Here is a 16,223-nt window from a genome sequence, read left to right as displayed (position 1 = left end):
GCAACGGTTCGTCGGCCCGTCGGAGCAATTCCCGGGATGGCAGCGGAACTCGGCGTCCCGGTGCCGGCGGCCCCATGGACCCTGTCCGCTTATTCGGGTTGAACTCGCCTTGTCGTAGGTCCTGGGGACCTTGATCCCTGGGGTATGACATCGGGGTGCGATAAGCGCAGGGTGCCGCTGGCCGCGCTCTCCCAGAAGCTCTGGGACCCCTGCCCGCCGCAGGCCGCCTGGCCGCAGTTCCAGGCCCTCGCCGGCCGCCTGGCCCCCTGCCCCCGACCGGTGGGCGGTCACGGGCGTCCGCGGGCCGGGGCGGAGGTCCGCACTCCGCAATCGCCGTGCCGGCCCCCTCGATGACCGGCGCGGCGCCCGAGCCCTCGGCGACCGCCACCCCGGCGGGGAAGAATCCACCCGCCCCGGCCCCGCCCCCCGCGCCGACCTGCGGCGCCGACCACAGGATGCCGGTCTCGCCCGACACGATCGCCGTGCACCGCTACACGCCCGAGGGCGGTATGACCAGTCTCATCGTCCAGCACGGCACGTACGGCTGCCCCGGGCGCTTCGAACCGTCGGGCCCGTGGACGTACCTCCCGATCGCGGAGACGGCAAAGATCACCGCGACGGCGCCGATCCTCGGGCCCTCCACGGTGACGGGCAAGCCGATCTCCACCAGCGAGCTGACCGGGTGGCTGGACACCCACCCGGACAAGGGGCCCCCCTTCCATTACCACCTGAACGCGGCGGGGGTCATCGACACCCTCGACGAGATCTACGTCAAGTAGCACGCCGAGCGCCCCCGGGCTGCTACCAGATGGAGTCGACCCCCTCCGGGTGGTCGATGAACGGGTTGCGGTTGTGCCGGTAGATGTCGAATATGACCTGGTTGCGGCGCTGCTCGAAGGCGAACACTTCCCGCCCGCCCCATGTGGGCGCCCCCGACCCCCTACCCTCGCCAGGGTACGAGCCCCCACCGCAGGGTGTGCCGGGCCCCCGGTTCGAGGCGCACCTGGGCCGGGTCGCGGCGGAAGGCGTCGGGTCCGCAGCTCATCGGCTCCACGGCGACGCTCCGGCGCCGGTGGGGCTCGGCCAGCGTGTCCCCGGTGTACACCTGTACGAAGTCGGCACCTTGGCCGAGCCACAGATCGGTACCGTACGCACCGGACGGCTCGGACAGACGTACGACGGCGCGCCCGTCGGCGGACCGTCGCAGGTCGGTGAAGGCCGTGTCCAGCTGCTGCGGGCCGATGGGCCGGGGCGCGCCGAAGTCGTTGGAGGTCTGCGAGACCGCCTCGGTCGCGACGGGCAGGCCGCGGTCGTCGGTGCGCAGCCAGGTCCGGGCGGGAACGGTCAGCAGGGTGTCGTCGACCGTGCCGGGTCCCACGGCGAGATACGGGTGCTGGCCCACTCCGTACGGCGCGGGGGCGTCGCCGACGTTCCGCGCGGTCAGCGTGACCGTCAGGCCCTGGCGGTCGAGGGCGTACTCCGCCCGGGCCACCAGGTGGAACGGGTACCCCGGTTGGGGCCAGAGCGTGGTCGTCAGCACCACGCGGCCGTCCGTCTGTTCCACAGGCTGCCACGACGTCCAGCGCAGCAGGCCGTGGATGGCGTTGGCGTGCTCGACCTCGTTCAAGGGCAATTGGAGTTCCCGCCCGCGCCAGCGGTACCGGCCGTCCCCGATCCGGTTGGGCCACGGCATGAGGAGTTGACCGCGTCCGCCCTCGATCGGGTCGTCGGCGTCGAAGCCGTCGACGATCGGGCGCTCGGCGACCGCGTAATGGCGCAGGGCGCCGCCCAACTCCACGACCACGACGGTCTGTGGACCACAGGTCAGCCTGAACTGGGCACCCGTCCGATGCATCTTCGCCGTCCTCGCCGGTGGCGGTCGGGATGCGGGGCAACAGCACGTGGAGCCCGCACACCGGGTGGTTCCATTGCAGCACCGGCCGGATCGCGGCGCACCCCGGCCGGGGCGGCCCCGCCGTGGGCGCGTTCGCCGGCGGGGCTCCCGAGCCGCCGTTGAGCCGTTCGGCTGGGGGGAGCACTCCATAGGGGCAGACGCAGTCGTGCCACCGGGCCGGGGCAGAGCTGCGATGCTCTGGTGGTGTCGCGGATTGCATGTCCCCGTCGGCACTCAGGGAGAGATTCAGTGGAAGCCAGCGGCAGTGACGGTCCAACGCTCCTTGTTCCCCAGATCCTCAAGGGGCAGAAGGCGCTGGTGACGGGAGCGAACTCCGGCATCGGCAAGGCCACCGCGATCGGCCTCGGGCGGGCGGGCGCCGACGTGGTCGTGAACTACGTCGCCGGGAAGGACGCCGCCGAGGAGGTGGTCCGGGAGATCGAGGGCTTCGGGGTCCGCGCCTACGCGCACGAGGCCGACGTGTCGCAGGAGGACCAGGTCGTCGACATGGTCGCCCGGATGGTGGAGGAGTTCGGGACCATCGACGTCATGGTGGCCAACGCCGGTCTCCAGAGGGACGCCGCGTTCACCGACATGACCATGGACCAGTGGCGCAAGGTGCTGGAGGTCAACCTCACCGGTCAGTTCCTGTGCGCCCGCGAGGCGACCAAGGAGTTCCTGCGCCGCGGCGTCGTCCCGGAAGTGTCCCGCTCCGCCGGGAAGATCATTTGCATGAGTTCGGTGCACCAGGTCATCCCCTGGGCCGGGCACGTGAACTACGCCTCGTCCAAGGGCGGCGTGCAGATGCTCATGGAGACGCTCGCGCAGGAACTCGCCCCGCAGCGGATCCGGGTGAACGCCGTCGCTCCGGGCGCGATCCGCACCCCCATCAACCGCAGCGCCTGGGACACCCCCGAAGCCGAGGCCGACCTGCTGCGGCTCATCCCGTACCGCCGCGTGGGCGACCCCGAGGACATCGCGAACGCGGTGACCCTCCTCGCCTCCGACCTGCTCGACTACGTCGTGGGGACGACGATCTTCGTGGACGGGGGAATGACGCTGTTCCCCGGCTTCGCCACCGGCGGCTGAGCCCGCAGTCCGCCCGCCGTCCGACACGAAACCGCCAAGGCCCACATGAACAGCGCGATCGCGATCATGGCGGACACCCCGCCGCAGCTGCTCCCCGCCCGTGAGCTCATGGCCTTCACCCTGGCCTCCCACATCCTGCTCGTGCCCTTCGGCGTGGCCCTGCCGGCCATCACCCTCCTGATGCACTACCGCGGGCTGCGCAAGAGCGACGCGGTCGCCCTGCTGCTCGCCCGCCGCTGGTCGGCGGTCATGGCCGTGCAGTTCGCCATCGGCATCGTCACCGGTACCGTGCTCTCCTTCGAGTTCGGCCTGCTGTGGCCGGGACTGATGGGCCGCTGGGGTGATGTCTTCGGCCTCGGATTCGGGGTCGAGGCGTGGGCCTTCTTCCTGGAAGCCGTCCTCATCGCGATCTACCTCTACGGCTGGCGCAGGCTCAAGCCGTGGACGCACTTCTGGCTGGGTCTGCCCCTGCCGCTGACCGCGCTGATGGGGGCGTTCGGCATCATCGCCGCGAACTCCTGGATGAACACGCCGCGGGGCTTCACGCTGGACGCGGCCGGCAACCCCGTGGACGTCGACGTGCGTAGGGCTATCTTCACGCCGATGTTCGGGCCCGAGTACTGGCACTTCGTGGCGGGGGTCGTCCTCACGGCCGGGTACGTCGTCGCGGGGGTGTACGCGGTCGGCTGGCTGCGCGGCCGGCGAGACCGCTACCACCGGCTCGGCTTCACCGTGCCGTTCACCGTCGCCGCGATCCTCACCCCCGTTCAGTTCGTGCTCGGGGACTCCATCGCCCGCTCCGTCTTCCACAAGCAGCCGGTGAAGTTCGCGGCCACCGAGATCGTCTGGGAGACCGGTACCCACGTACCGGAGTACATGTTCGGCCGCCTGCATTCGGACGGGTCGATCTCCGGCGGGATCAAGATCCCGCAACTGGACTCGATCCTCGCCGGTTTCAGCCCGGACACCCGGGTGACGGGACTGACGGCGGTGCCCGCGAGCGACCGCCCGACGGCGACCCAGGCCACGATCGCCCACTGGGCGTTCGACATCATGGTGACGATCGGGAGCCTGCTCGTCCTGCTCGCGCTCTGGTACGGCTGGTGCTGGCTGCGCCGCCGTGAACTGCCGCGCTCACCCTGGTTCTTCCGGTGTGCCGCGGTGGCCGGAGCGGCCTGCCTGGTGACGGTGGAATGCGGCTGGATCACCACCGAAGTCGGCCGCCAGCCCTGGATCGTCTACCAGAACATGCGGGTGTCCGAAGCCGTCACGGACACCCGGGCCGCGTCGTTGTGGGCGATGCTCGCGATCGTCGTCGTGGTCTACACACTGATCCTCGGCACCTTCCTGGCCGTCCTGCTCACGATGCGCACCCGGTGGCGGGCCGCCGACGAACAACTGGTCGGCTCCCACCCCGACGGCTCCCCGGAGGGCGACACGCCCTACGGTCCGCGCCGGTCGGCCGCCGCGGCGGCACCGGACCACGGCACCGCGCACGATGACGGAGGAGGGCCATGATCGAGGACGTCGTCGCATGGGTGCTGCTGGCGGCGGTGGCCGCCTACGCCTGCGCCGGCGGGACCGACTACGGCGCGGGCTTCTGGGACCTGTTCGCGGGCGGCCCCGAACGGGGCAAGCGTCCCCGGTGGTTGATCGACCACGCCATGGAGCCGGTCTGGGAGACGAACAACGTCTGGCTCATCTTCGTCCTGGTGATCATGTGGACGGGGTTTCCGGTCCTGTTCCAGACCGTCTTCACGGCGATGTGGCTGCCCCTGGCGCTCGCGGCCGTCGGGCTCGTCCTGCGCGGTGCGGGCTTCGCCCTGCGCAAGCCCATGACACGCCTCTCGCGGCGCAGGATCTACGGCGCCGCCTTCGCCGTCTCCTCACTGCTCACGCCCTTCTTCCTCGGAGCAGTGGTCGGCGGCCTGGCCACGGGCCGGGTCGCTCCGGGAACGAAGGCCTCCGCCGACGCGTGGTCCAACGGGACCTCCGTGCTCGCCGGGCTGCTCACCGTCGCGGCGACGGCCTTCCTGGGCGCGGTGTTCCTGACCGCCGACGCCCGCCGCTTCGACGCCCCCGACCTCGTCCGCTACTTCCGGCTGCGGGCCTGGTGCAGCCTCGCGGTCATCGCCGTTCTCGCCGTGGTCGGCCTCGCCGTCACCCGGCACGATGCGCGCTACGTCTACGACGGCCTCACCGGCGGCATCGGCCTGGCCCTGGTGGTCGCGGCCGCGGTCAGCGCAGTGGCCACCGCCGGACTGCTGTACCGCACCGCGACCGGCTGGGCGAGGCTGACGGCGGTCGGCAGTGTCGCCCTCGTCGTGGTCGCCTGGGGGCTGGCCCAACGGCCGTATCTCATCCCCACCTCGCTGACCGTGGATCAGGCGGCCGGAGCGTCGACGACACTGCGCTGGCTGCTCCTCGTCACGGCCATCGCGGTGGTGCTCGTCGGACCGCCCCTGGTCCTGCTCTACCGGCTGGACACCGGGGGCGCCCTGCAACCCCTCGCCGAGAACGACCTGCGGCGCACGGCCGCCGACCGGGGTGGGTCCGGCACCCCACCGTCGTGACCGGGCCTCGGCGGACAGCCGTCGGGGCCGATGCGGACAGAGCGGGTGACGCGTGACGGGGCCCGGGCGCGAACCGGTGATCGTAGTGGTGCTGGGCGTCTCCGGCGCCGGGAAGAGCACCGTCGGCAAAGCCCTGGCAGAGGCCCTCGGGGTGCCGTTCCTGGAGGGTGACGACGTACATCCCGGCGCGAACATCGCCAAGATGGCCGCCGGCCGCTCCCTGGACGACACGGACCGCGCCCCCTGGCTCGGCGTGCTCAGGGAGCGGATTCGGCAGTCCTCCCGGGCGGGCCGGGGGCTGGTGGTCTCCTGCTCGGCGCTCAAGCGCGCGTATCGCGACGAACTCCGCGGAGCCGCCCCGAACGTCTGGTTCCTCTACCTGGCGCTGGACCGCGAGACCGCCCGGGCGCGGGTCTCCCGGCGTCCAGGCCATTTCATGCCCGCCCTGCTGGTCGACTCCCAATTCGAGGCGCTCGACCCGCTGGAACCGGACGAGCCCGGCGCGACCGTCGACGCCACGGCGGCCCTGGAGGACACCGTGGCCCGGGCGCGCGGCGCCGTCGCCCGCCTCGGTGGGGGGCCGCAGCGGTGAGGAACCGGTTCTTCCCGGCCGGGGTCAGCCGCCCAGGAGTACGGCGATGTCGCCCGAGCGCGGCGTCGGAGCTCCGGAGCGGGTCACGGGCAGCAGTGTGCCGTCCGGGCGCACCAGGAACAGCAGGTGGTGTCCGGCGGGGACCGGACCGTCGAGGCGACGCGTGACGAGGCGGGCGCCCAGGTCGTAGCGGCGGGCCAGCTCGGCTCCGGTCAGCGGGGCGTCGAAGAGCACCTGGCCACCGGTGTACGGGGCGACGACCCCCTGGGTGTCGGCGGCGGGCCCGAGGCGGTACACGGCTCCCTCGACACCGCCCTGGAGGCTGACGGAAGCCAGGGCGTTGAAGTCGGGCTCGTCGGTCAGGAGCAGGACGCCGGTGAGGCCCTCCAATTCGGCGCCCGAGCCGGTGGCCGCGGCGAACAGCTCCCCGGGGGCGAGTTCCAGCCCGGCGGCGGCGATCCGCTCCCGCTGCGCGTCGTGCCCCGCCCACATGACGACCTCCAGCCCGGCCGACCGCAGGGCCACTCCCAGATCGACCACCCACAGATCATCGCCCACGAGCAGCGGCCTGGAGCGCGACGGGCGTACGACCCCCCATCGTTTCGCCACCGGCGCGGCGGTCAGCCCGTACAGCGTGACGGTCGTCACGATGACCAGGAACGTGGCGGGAAGGATCTTCGAGGCGCCGCCCACGCCCTTGTCGGCCAGGGTGGCGGAGAACGTCGAGGCGGTGGCCGCGGCCACGATGCCGCGCGGCGCCATCCACCCGAGGAACCGCCGCTCCCCGCGGGTCAGATCCGTGCCGAGGGACGCGACGGCCGCCACGAGCGGCCGGACCACCAGGACCAGGACCGCGACGAGGCCGAGGGTCGGCAGCACCACGTGCCGCAGCGACTGCGGGCTGACGGTGGCCGAGATGGAGATGAACAGCAGGCCGATGATCAGATGGACCAGGGTCTCGAAGAAGGGATCCCGGGCGGCGACAACGGAGCCGGGCAGGTTCGCCACCGCCAGCCCCATCAGGACGGCGGCGATCAGGCCCGTGTCGTCCCGGATCACACCGCAGACCGCCGTCACACCGATCACTGCGGCCAACTGGACGGTGGTACCCAGCACCGCCCCGGGGCGCAGCCTGCGCAGGAGCGTCACCAGCACCGCGGTCCCCACGACGCCGCCGGCCAGGCCCACCGCGGCACTGACGGCGAACTCCGCAGCTCGCTCCCCAGGCCCTTGCGCTTTCCCGCCACCACACCGTGGAAGACCAGGGCGCCCAAGACGGCCCCCACGGGGTCGATGAGCGTCCCCTCCCAGATGAGGACGTGCTGGAGCCGGTCCGTGGGACGGACGAAGTGGAGCAACGGTCCGACGACCGTGGGTCCGGACACGATCAGGATGGTCCCGAGCATCACGGACGCACCGACGGACATCCCCAGCAGGGCCCGGGCGAGCAGGGCCGCCGACACCGCGGTGAGCAGCCCGCCGCACCAGATCAGCCGCACCACCACCGTGCGGGTGTGCGCTCTGAACCGCTTCAGGTCCAGGCCCAGCCCGGCGTCGTAGAGGATCACCGCGACGGCCAGCGAGACCCACTGGGAGAAGCCGGCACCCAGCAGCTCCTCGGGGTTCACGTCATCGGTCAGCGCGCCGGCGGTGAACCCGACGGGCAGCAGGATGATCAGCGCGGGGACGCGTAGCCGGCTCGCCAGCAGCTGGGAGCCCACGGCCAGCACGACGATCAGGCCGAGTCCCAGGAGCACCTGGTCGTCCGAAAGGGCGGAGGCGGCGCTCACGGCCCGGCCCACCGACAGGCGCGTGCCCCCGTTCCGACCGGCATCAGCACGGCGGTGTCCGGCGGCGACGGGAACGAACCTGCAGCATGTCCAAGCGGATCTCCGCATGTGAGAGGCAGGCGCACGGGTGCGCGGGGCCCGGACGCGGGCCGCTCGTCCATTAACCCGGCGCCCCCGGGGCTCGGCAATTCGGGTTCGGCCGGTTCGCCGTTCGGCGCGCGCGAACCGCCGGTGTGCACGATGGTGAGGGCATGGGTGCGCCCGACCAGATGAGCGAGGCCGCATTCCGGTCGCTCTATCGCGAACTGCGCGACAAGGCGCCCGGCGGCCGGGCGCCCCGGGGAGCCCTGGTCACCCTCACCCCCGAACGGACCCTGGCAGCCGTCCGCGAGGTCCGCTCCGGCCGTACGGTCTCGCTCGCCGCGCCCCTGGACACCCGCGAGGGACCCGACAACCCCGAACCGGCCGTGCACCGGCTCACCGCCCCCGCCGGCGGCGTCCCGGACCCGCACGGCCTCCAGTTCGCCCGGGACCGCGTCGCCCTGAACATCCACGGCGACGCCGACAGCCACATCGACGCGCTCTGCCACGTCATCTACGACGGCACCCTGCACGGCCGCGTGCCCGCGGCCGACGTCCTGTCCCCGGACGGATCGGGGGCCCTGACCATCGACCTGGCCCGCGACGGGATCGTGGGCCGGGGGGTGCTCCTGGACATCCCGCGTCTGCACGGCACCGAGTGGCTCGAGCCGGGATCGCACGTCACCGCCGGGGACCTCGCCGCCGCCGAGGCGCGACAGGGAGTACGGGTCGGCGCGGGCGACATCCTCCTCGTACGCGTCGGGCACCGCCGCAGGCGCGAGGAACTCGGTGCCTGGGACGCGACCGCCGCGCGGGCCGGGCTCCATCCGACGGCTCTGCGTCATGCGGCCGACCGCCGGGTCGCCGTCCTCGGCAGCGACGGCAACAACGACACGGCCCCCAGCGCCGTGCGGGGCGTCGCGTACCCGGTGCACGTACTGGCCATCCACGCCATGGGACTGCACCTGCTCGACTACCTGCGGCTCGAGGAACTGGCGCGCCTCTGCGCGGACGAGGGGCGCTGGTCGTTCCTCTGCGTGATCGCGCCGCTACGACTGCCGGCGGCGACCGGTTCCCCCGTCAATCCGCTGGCGGTCCTGTGACCGGCGGAGCCCCGGCCGAGCCGACTCGCCGGGCCACACGTGCGGGGCTACGTTGTAGATGCGAGCGCAGTGGATGCGAGCGGACCCAACTCACCTGACAGGAGCACACCGTGCTCCGGAGACGGTGGCGGCATGACCGAGGCGCGGCAGTACGACGTCATCATCATCGGGACGGGTGCCGGCGGCGGCACGCTCGCCCACCGCCTGGCACCCACCGGAAAACGGATCCTCCTCCTCGAACGCGGCGACTACCTGCCGCGCGAACGGGACAACTGGGACTCCACCCAGGTCTTCGTCAAGGCGAAGTACCGCGCACCGGAGTTCTGGTACGACCGGCACGGAAAGCGGTTCCCGCCCGAGGTGAACTACTACGTCGGCGGCAACACCAAGTTCTACGGCGCCGCGCTGTTCCGCCTGCGCCCGGAGGACTTCGGCGAGATCCGCCACCATGACGGCATCTCGCCCGCCTGGCCACTGGACTACGGCGACCTGGAGCCGTACTACACGCAGGCCGAGCACCTCTACCTCGTCCACGGCAGGCACGGCGAGGACCCCACCGAAGGGCCGGCCAGTGCCCCGTACGCGTACCCGCCCGTGCGACACGAGCCGCGCATCCAGCAGTTGAGCGACGACCTGGAGAAGCGGGGCCTGCACCCCTTTCATCTCCCGATCGGGGTGAATCTGCTCCAGGACGAGCGAGGGCGGGCGGCGCACGGCAGCGCCTGCATCCGCTGCGACCGTGTGGACGGCTTCCCCTGCCTGATGGGAGCGAAGTCGGACGCCCAGGTCATCTGTGTGGACCCGGCCCTGGAACACGCCAACGTCGAACTGCTCACCCGCGCCGATGTGCGGCGGCTCGAAACGGACGCCAACGGGCGCAGCGTCACCACGGTCGTCGCGGAACTGGGGGACGGTTCGACCGTCCGGTTCGCCGCCGACATCGTGGTCGTGGCCTGTGGGGCGGTCAACTCCGCCGCCCTGCTGCTGCGTTCGGCAGACGACCGGCACCCTCGCGGCCTGGCCAACAGCTCGGACGTGGTCGGTCGGCACTACATGCGGCACAACAACCTGGCCCTGATGGCGGTCTCCAAGGAACCGAACCCCACCAGGTTCCAGAAGACCCTGGCGCTGCACGACTGGTACCTGGGATCCGACGACTGGGACTACCCCCTCGGCGGCATCCAGATGCTCGGCAAATCCGACTCCGAGCAGATCCACGGCGAGGCACCCCGCTGGGCCGGCGCCGTCACCCCGGACATGCCCTTCGAAGTGCTCGCACACCACGCCGTCGACTTCTGGCTGTGCGGTGAGGACCTGCCGACGCCGGACAACCGGGTCACCCTCGACGGGGACGGCGGCATCCACCTCGCCCTCGACGAGAAGAACAACATCGCCGGCCTGGACCGGCTGCGGGGCAAACTGCAGCACATGCTCGGTCATCTGGGCATGCACGAACACCATCTGTTGTCACACAGCATCTACCTGCACAAGGGCATGCCCATAGGCGCCACGGCCCATCAGGCCGGCACCGTCCGCTTCGGCCACGACCCGCAGAGCTCCGCCCTGGACGTCGACTGCAAGGCCCACGACCTCGACAACCTCTACGTCGTCGACACGAGCTTCTTCCCGAGCATCGGCGCGGTCAACCCCTCGCTGACGGCGATCGCCAACGCCTTGCGTGTGGGGGACCACCTCGCGGAGCGACTGCGATGACCGGGCGCCGCCGAGCCGCGACGGCCGAGCACGACTGAGGCGTCCGGAGGAGGAGAGACATGGACCGTTACCCGCCCATCGCCGAGCACGGACTCGTGGGGGATCTGCAGACCGCCGCCCTGGTGTCGTCCAAGGGAGTCGTCGACTGGTTCGCGGCACCACGATTCGATTCCCCCAGCATCTTCGCCTCGCTGCTCGACCACGACGGGGGCGGCTACTTCCTGCTCGCACCGGAACAGGGCGACGGCACGTGGAAACAGCTCTACTACCCGGACACGGCGGTCGTGGTGACCCGCTTCATGTCACCCGACGGGGTCGGGGAGATCATCGACTACATGCCGGTCCACCGGGGTCTCACCGCGTCCGACCGGCACACCCTGGTGCGTGCGATCCGCACGGTACGCGGCACCGTGAACTTCACCCTCGAATGCCGCCCCCGGTTCGACTACGCGCGGGCGACCCACCGACTCGACGTGGCGGGGAACACGGCGACCTTCCGGGCCCCCGGGGTCACCGCGTTCCTGCAGAGCACCTTCCCGCTCGAACGCGACGGCCAGGACGTCCGGGCGTCGATCACGCTCAACGCGGGTGAGGTGGCGGCGGCGGTGTTCACCACCGACGCCGAGGACGGAGCGGCGCCGCAGCCCCCGGACGGCGACCGGATCACCGAGGAGATCTGGGAACAGATCGACTACTGGCAGAAGTGGGTGCGCACTTCGCGCTATCACGGCCGCTGGGCGGAGATGGTGTACCGCTCGGCCATCACGCTCAAGCTCCTCACCTACGCCCCCTCGGGCGCGCCGGTCGCGGCCGCCACCATGGGCCTTCCCGAGCAGGTCGGCGGCGAACGCAACTGGGACTACCGCTTCACCTGGGTACGGGACGGGTCCCTGTCCGTGCGTGCCCTGCTCGACCTCGGCTTCGTGGAGGAGGCGACCCGCTTCACCCACTGGCTCGGCGACCGCCTGAGCGCCCATGAGGGTCGCGACGGGGAGCCGCTCCAGATCATGTACCGGGTCGACGGTGACCCTCACCTGACCGAGGAGATCCTCGAACACTTCGAGGGCTACCGGGGCTCGTACCCGGTCCGGGCCGGAAACGCGGCCATGGACCAGTTGCAACTCGACATCTACGGCGAGGCGCTGTACGCCCTGTCACAGGGCCGCGAGGTCGCCGGACAAGCCGACTACCAGGGCTGGAAGGCGCTCGCCCGGACCCTGGACTGGCTCGCCGACTCCTGGGACCGGCCCGACGAGGGCATCTGGGAGACCCGGGGCGGCCGGAAGGACTTCACCTACAGCCGCGTGATGTGCTGGGCCGCCTTCGACCGCGGAATCAAGATCGCCGCCGACTTCAGCAGGCCGGCGGACACCGCCCTGTGGACCAAGGCCCGCGACGACATCCTCGAACAGGTCATGGAACGCGGCTGGAGCGACAAGGAACGGTCCCTGGTCCAGCATTACGGCAGCCACGTCCTCGACGCCTCGCTGTTGCTGGTTCCCCGGGTCGGGTTCCTCGCGCCGAGGAGCGCGAGCTGGCTGTCCACGCTCGACGCCATGGACCGCGTCCTGGTCTCCGACAGCCTGGTCTACCGGTACGACCCCCAGGCCTCTCCCGACGGTCTGCGCGGCTCGGAAGGGACCTTCAGCCTCTGCACGTTCCTCTACGTCGACGCCCTCGCCCGCGCCGGACGGCTGCCGCAGGCCCGCTACACCTTCGAGAAGATGCACACGTACGCCAACCACGTCGGTCTCTTCGCGGAGGAGATCGGCCCCAGCGGCGAGCAACTCGGCAACTTCCCCCAGGCTTTCACCCACCTGTCGCTCATCATGGCGGCGACCACTCTGAACGAGGCACTCGATGCCCTCCACCGCTGAACACGGCTTCCCGGACGGGCCCGCCGATCCGCGGGTCCCCGCGTGACCGGGGAGCGCTTCGGGACCCGCCCGGGCAGAGGTCGTTCAGCCGTCGTTCATCCGGGGCCACGACCGGACGTGGGCGCGACTTTCCGGCCCCGGGGCGAACGTGCGGTGGACCCACCCTGCCGACCGGCAGACCGGGAGGACCCGAAGGTCCGCCTTGAAGCGCACCGCCCGCCTCTCCGCCGCCATCGCCGTCTCCCTGGCCGTCGGCCCGCTCTCCGCCACGGGCAGCGCATCCGCGCGCGAGCGGCCCGTCCCGGCCTCGGTGCCCGACTGGGCCGGCAAGTGCGGTCACTGCTGGGCGCGGCCTCGGCGACCGGCTACGGCAACCTCTCCGGCCGCGGGGCCCAGGACCAGCGACAGACGGCGCTGCGCATGGAACAGCGACTTCCATCGCTGTTCGAGACCATCACGGCCGAGCACGAGCTCATCGTCGTGGAGACGTCGGGCGGGGCGCGTGCCGTGGCCGGCGCCGACGCCTTCAGGGGCGGTCTGGCCGCCGGCGATCCGGGGCTGACCGGTCTGATCCAGGCGCCGGTCACCGACAAGACCTGCTGTACTTGCACAAGCAGCCGCAGAACGCCGATCACCAGGACTACCTGGCCCACGCCCCGGACCTCGCCGCGGTCCTAGGCTGATCGTTACCACCAGCCCATTGGCCTGAGGGCTGTCCCGCAAACGCTGGGCGGGTTGCACCCAGGCGAGCCCAGGGATGCCCGCGAGCCTGCAACAGGAACATCTGTGGCAGCCTGCCGACATGCCATGGGAACTCAAGGAACACGCAGGTCGCCACTACGCCGTCCTGTTCCGCTACGCCTTGCCCAACGACGCCTGGTCGGTGGAACTGAGCGAAGCCAAGCCGGCATCGGCCGAGGGGGCCGCGACCCCCGACGCCGCGGTGGCCCACTTGCCCGGCCCTGCCTTCTTGGTGACACACGTCCCGGACGAGGATCCGAACCTGCAACCGACTGTCCGCTTCTGGAGCCCTGACGGTCGCGTCGTCCCCTACGAGGTGATGCGCTGGTACATGGAGCACGTGGCCGATCAGGTAGAACGCTGCCGCGTCGCATTCGAGCAGGGGGAACCCGAAGCAGTGGAATGAGCACACCAGCCATGCGAGATCGTCTCACTCTCGGCCTGCGGTTACGTGACGACTCTCAACCGATCCCGGTAGCCGTCGAGGCCAGCGACAGCAGTAGGGCTCCGAGTGCACCCGCAGCGCCGTAGAGTCGCAGCTTGTACCGATCATCGCGTTGGCGGGCATGCAGCGCGGTGGCCCCGGCGAAGGCCAGCCCGCCGATGATGAACCACGGCCCCCACAGGTAGAGGTACCAATCGGTCAGCGGAGCCAGATCTGGCGCAACCGAGACTGCCCCGGCCTTGACCAGCACACCGTGGACGACGAAGAGGCCGCCATGCCACATGAGCAGGGTCGCCGCGCCACCACCGCAGAACACGATGAGCCGGCTGATCCGCAAGCCCCGCGGTCGCGTCAGGCCGAGGCCGACCAGCGCGCCGAAGAGCTTCAGGAAGCCGGTTACCACCAGGACGGCCACGAACCACGGCACGCCGTCGCGAGCGAGCTTCACCAAGGACGGCGCCACCGTCGACTGCGCGCCGAAGGCATTGCCCGTCGCCCAGACAAAACTGGGTACCGCGAACAAGATCCCCCATGCCGCAGCGGCGTAGCCAGGCCATTTGCTCAGGTGGAGGCGTATTGTCCGGTGGGGGAGGGGACGCATCGCGTCGTCCGGGGAAGGCATGAGTGACATGACTCGATCATGGTTCGCACCGCGATGACCGTACGTCATCCGCAGGGAGGATCCGCCTCCCCCACGAGAGCTACCTCTCGGCACCGGAGCTACGACCGACCACTGGCACCTCGCCCAGGCCGGCGAGTGACGCGTCGGACGCCAAGCAGCAGGTCGCCGGCCGCGTGCGTCGAGTCGGCCGGCGCCGAGACTGTGGGCCGGCCGTGGCATGCTCGCCGGTCGCGTGCTATCAGGCGGCGGGGCGGTTGCGGGTGCCGTCCGCGGGCCCCTGCGGCCAGGCCCCGGGCTCGGCGCCGGGTCCCGCTCGCCCGGCAAACGGACTGTGCCCGCGGGGACGCCGAGGACGGCGCCCGCCTCGGTGTCGGTGAGGAGGTCGTCGGGGTGCTCGACGGGCTCCGGGAGGGGGGCAGGGGGGCGGCCGCCGAGTTGAAGGCCGCGGGCGCGCAACTGGAGGAGAGCTGCGGCGCGGGCTGGGGGCGAGGGGAGGTCCAGTGGAGCAGGCGGCGTGCGCTGCACACGGTCGCACAGAGCCTCGTATCGCGCGTGGACCACCTGCTCGGCTTCGTGCAGGCCAATCCCCAGCGGTCGCAGCGCCTCACAGACGGACTTGACCGCCAGCAGTCGGCGGTCGCGCAGCACGTCGGCATCGACCTCTCGGCAGGCCCGTTCCTCCAGGTAGGCCCACCAGTCGCTCACTGGGCCACGAGCCGGGATCTCAGGGTGCGCGTCATAGGTTCGAACGTACGTCAGGACTCGGTGCCCACCCCGGCCGTCCCTTGCTGGTGCTCTCGAATCTCGTGGACAAAACCACCGCAGGGGATGGCTCGCGGTCTGGGCGGCGTCGACCGCTGCAGGAGGGCCGTGGCCCGGCGTTGTCGCAGCGGAGACTCACGCAGATGTCGTTTGTACGGCATTCTCGATGGTGGGCTGGAAGGTGAAAATGCTCTCCAGTCCGATGATGCGGAAGATGCGTCGCAGGTTGTCGTTCACGCCTACGAGGGTGAGGGGACAATTCGCGCTTTGCGCATGCTGGTAGGCCGTAATGAGTACGGTCACTCCGGTGGAGTCGCAATATTCCAAACCGGTCAGGTCCATCACCAGGTGGTCATCCGGTGCGAGCCGTATAGCACCCAGGGGACCGGAAAGCTGGGGTGCGGTGTGGTGATCGAGGTCCCCGGTCACCGTCAGCACGGTGGCGCCGGAAGAGTGGGTGTTTCGGGTGACGGCAAGGGTTCCTTCGGTCACCGGTTTCTCCTATGCAGAGGTTGTCGTGCAGTGGTGACGGGCGGGGTCGGGCACACGCCGGCGTCGCCCACCCCGAGTCGCTCCCCTGCCATGCAACCAGTGCGGCTGTGAGCTTCGGCGGTACTCGCCGTGCCACCGCCCATCCGTCTGCCCGCGCGCCGGGAGGCAGACGTGGTCTGCATATCCTACACAGCGCGCCCACGGGGATGCTGCCGTTTCGAAACGGCAGGAACGGGGACGAGCGGCTACGTGCACATGGGGAGCTGCGGCGTGCCGCGGTTGGCGCCGGCCTGCGGATGCAGCCCGGGTGAAAGGGTGGCAGTGGTGGGGTGCGAAGGCACTGAGCGCGGTCCGGCGTCGGCGGCTCTGGACGAAGTGTTCGCCTGCGATGCGGAAGTGGGCCGGGACCTCGCCGCCGTGAACTGGGCGGCTACCCCGTTGGGCGAGCC

General features: G+C 71.0%; 13 protein-coding genes and 1 pseudogene. 10 read left to right on the top strand and 4 right to left on the bottom strand.

Translation table 11 applies throughout. From position 1 onward, the window contains the following. Window positions 1-335 precede the first annotated feature (335 nt). Window positions 336-779: a hypothetical protein gene (locus OG861_RS00960; protein WP_330260974.1), complete on the top strand. Its 444-nt coding sequence runs from the start codon at window positions 336-338 to the stop codon at window positions 777-779. Between the two features lie 161 nt (window positions 780-940). Here the strand turns inward: OG861_RS00960 and OG861_RS00950 are convergent, their stop codons facing one another. After that, window positions 941-1,855: an aldose 1-epimerase family protein gene (locus OG861_RS00950; protein ID WP_330260973.1), complete on the bottom strand. Its 915-nt coding sequence runs from the start codon at window positions 1,853-1,855 to the stop codon at window positions 941-943. A 288-nt stretch (window positions 1,856-2,143) separates the two neighbouring features. Here OG861_RS00950 and OG861_RS00945 point away from each other — a divergent pair, with 288 nt between their 5' ends. From OG861_RS00945 to OG861_RS00930, 4 genes are all read left to right on the top strand, one after another. Next, entirely contained in the window at window positions 2,144-2,983 is an 840-nt protein-coding gene (locus OG861_RS00945) for an SDR family oxidoreductase (protein ID WP_329201519.1), read from the top strand. Window positions 2,984-3,028: 45 nt separating this feature from the next. Then, the gene (locus OG861_RS00940; RefSeq protein ID WP_330260972.1) at window positions 3,029-4,501 is read left to right on the top strand and encodes a cytochrome ubiquinol oxidase subunit I; all 1,473 of its coding nucleotides are present in this window, start codon (window positions 3,029-3,031) and stop codon (window positions 4,499-4,501) included. Next, entirely contained in the window at window positions 4,498-5,556 is a 1,059-nt protein-coding gene (locus OG861_RS00935) for a cytochrome d ubiquinol oxidase subunit II (RefSeq protein WP_329201523.1), read from the top strand. Before OG861_RS00940 ends, OG861_RS00935 begins: the two co-directional genes overlap by 4 nt. Before the next feature lie 76 nt (window positions 5,557-5,632). Continuing rightward, entirely contained in the window at window positions 5,633-6,148 is a 516-nt protein-coding gene (locus tag OG861_RS00930) for a gluconokinase (protein ID WP_330260971.1), read from the top strand. Between the two features lie 24 nt (window positions 6,149-6,172). On the opposite strand, the pseudogene OG861_RS00925 reads toward OG861_RS00930, so the two are convergent. Then, window positions 6,173-7,905: pseudogene (locus OG861_RS00925) on the bottom strand (cation:proton antiporter). 284 nt (window positions 7,906-8,189) lie between these two features. Between OG861_RS00925 and OG861_RS00915 the strand changes: the two are divergent. The 5 genes from OG861_RS00915 to OG861_RS00895 all read left to right on the top strand — a co-directional run bounded on the left by OG861_RS00915 (window position 8,190) and on the right by OG861_RS00895 (window position 13,859). After that, window positions 8,190-9,122, top strand: coding sequence for a cyclase family protein (locus OG861_RS00915; RefSeq protein ID WP_330260968.1), 933 nt, complete (start codon window positions 8,190-8,192; stop codon window positions 9,120-9,122). 132 nt (window positions 9,123-9,254) lie between these two features. Further along, window positions 9,255-10,835 carry a GMC family oxidoreductase gene (locus tag OG861_RS00910; protein WP_330260967.1) on the top strand — a complete coding sequence of 527 codons (1,581 nt, stop codon included), beginning with the start codon at window positions 9,255-9,257 and terminating at the stop codon, window positions 10,833-10,835. Between the two features lie 59 nt (window positions 10,836-10,894). Next, window positions 10,895-12,712, top strand: a complete 1,818-nt coding sequence (locus OG861_RS00905; RefSeq protein WP_330260966.1) for a glycoside hydrolase family 15 protein — start codon at window positions 10,895-10,897, stop codon at window positions 12,710-12,712. A 330-nt stretch (window positions 12,713-13,042) separates the two neighbouring features. After that, window positions 13,043-13,390 (top strand): hypothetical protein, encoded by a 348-nt coding sequence (locus OG861_RS00900; protein ID WP_330260965.1) that lies wholly within the window; start codon window positions 13,043-13,045, stop codon window positions 13,388-13,390. Between the two features lie 79 nt (window positions 13,391-13,469). Continuing rightward, the gene (locus tag OG861_RS00895) at window positions 13,470-13,859 is read left to right on the top strand and encodes a hypothetical protein (protein ID WP_330260964.1); all 390 of its coding nucleotides are present in this window, start codon (window positions 13,470-13,472) and stop codon (window positions 13,857-13,859) included. 55 nt (window positions 13,860-13,914) lie between these two features. Here OG861_RS00895 and OG861_RS00890 read toward each other — a convergent pair whose 3' ends face one another. Further along, window positions 13,915-14,529 carry a DUF3995 domain-containing protein gene (locus OG861_RS00890; RefSeq protein WP_330260963.1) on the bottom strand — a complete coding sequence of 205 codons (615 nt, stop codon included), beginning with the start codon at window positions 14,527-14,529 and terminating at the stop codon, window positions 13,915-13,917. 888 nt (window positions 14,530-15,417) lie between these two features. Beyond that, window positions 15,418-15,774, bottom strand: a complete 357-nt coding sequence (locus OG861_RS00885) for an STAS domain-containing protein (protein WP_329201538.1) — start codon at window positions 15,772-15,774, stop codon at window positions 15,418-15,420. Window positions 15,775-16,223 lie beyond the last annotated feature (449 nt).

Origin of the sequence: Streptomyces sp. NBC_00539 (genome assembly GCF_036346105.1) — a bacterium.
Classification (GTDB): Bacteria; Actinomycetota; Actinomycetes; order Streptomycetales; family Streptomycetaceae; genus Streptomyces.
Note: the sequence above shows the minus strand (reverse complement) of the source record. Positions and strands in the feature narration are given on the sequence as shown.

Excerpts from the sequence above, each read along its gene's own strand:
- OG861_RS00950 (WP_330260973.1), bottom strand. The coding sequence starts at position 1,855 with ATGCATCGGACGGGTGCCCAGTTCAGGCTGACCTGTGGTCCACAGACC.
- OG861_RS00940 (WP_330260972.1), top strand. The coding sequence starts at position 3,029 with ATGAACAGCGCGATCGCGATCATGGCGGACACCCCGCCGCAGCTGCTC.
- OG861_RS00935 (WP_329201523.1), top strand. The coding sequence starts at position 4,498 with ATGATCGAGGACGTCGTCGCATGGGTGCTGCTGGCGGCGGTGGCCGCC.
- OG861_RS00915 (WP_330260968.1), top strand. The coding sequence starts at position 8,190 with ATGGGTGCGCCCGACCAGATGAGCGAGGCCGCATTCCGGTCGCTCTAT.
- OG861_RS00910 (WP_330260967.1), top strand. The coding sequence starts at position 9,255 with ATGACCGAGGCGCGGCAGTACGACGTCATCATCATCGGGACGGGTGCC.
- OG861_RS00905 (WP_330260966.1), top strand. The coding sequence starts at position 10,895 with ATGGACCGTTACCCGCCCATCGCCGAGCACGGACTCGTGGGGGATCTG.
- OG861_RS00895 (WP_330260964.1), top strand. The coding sequence starts at position 13,470 with ATGCCCGCGAGCCTGCAACAGGAACATCTGTGGCAGCCTGCCGACATG.
- OG861_RS00890 (WP_330260963.1), bottom strand. The coding sequence starts at position 14,529 with ATGTCACTCATGCCTTCCCCGGACGACGCGATGCGTCCCCTCCCCCAC.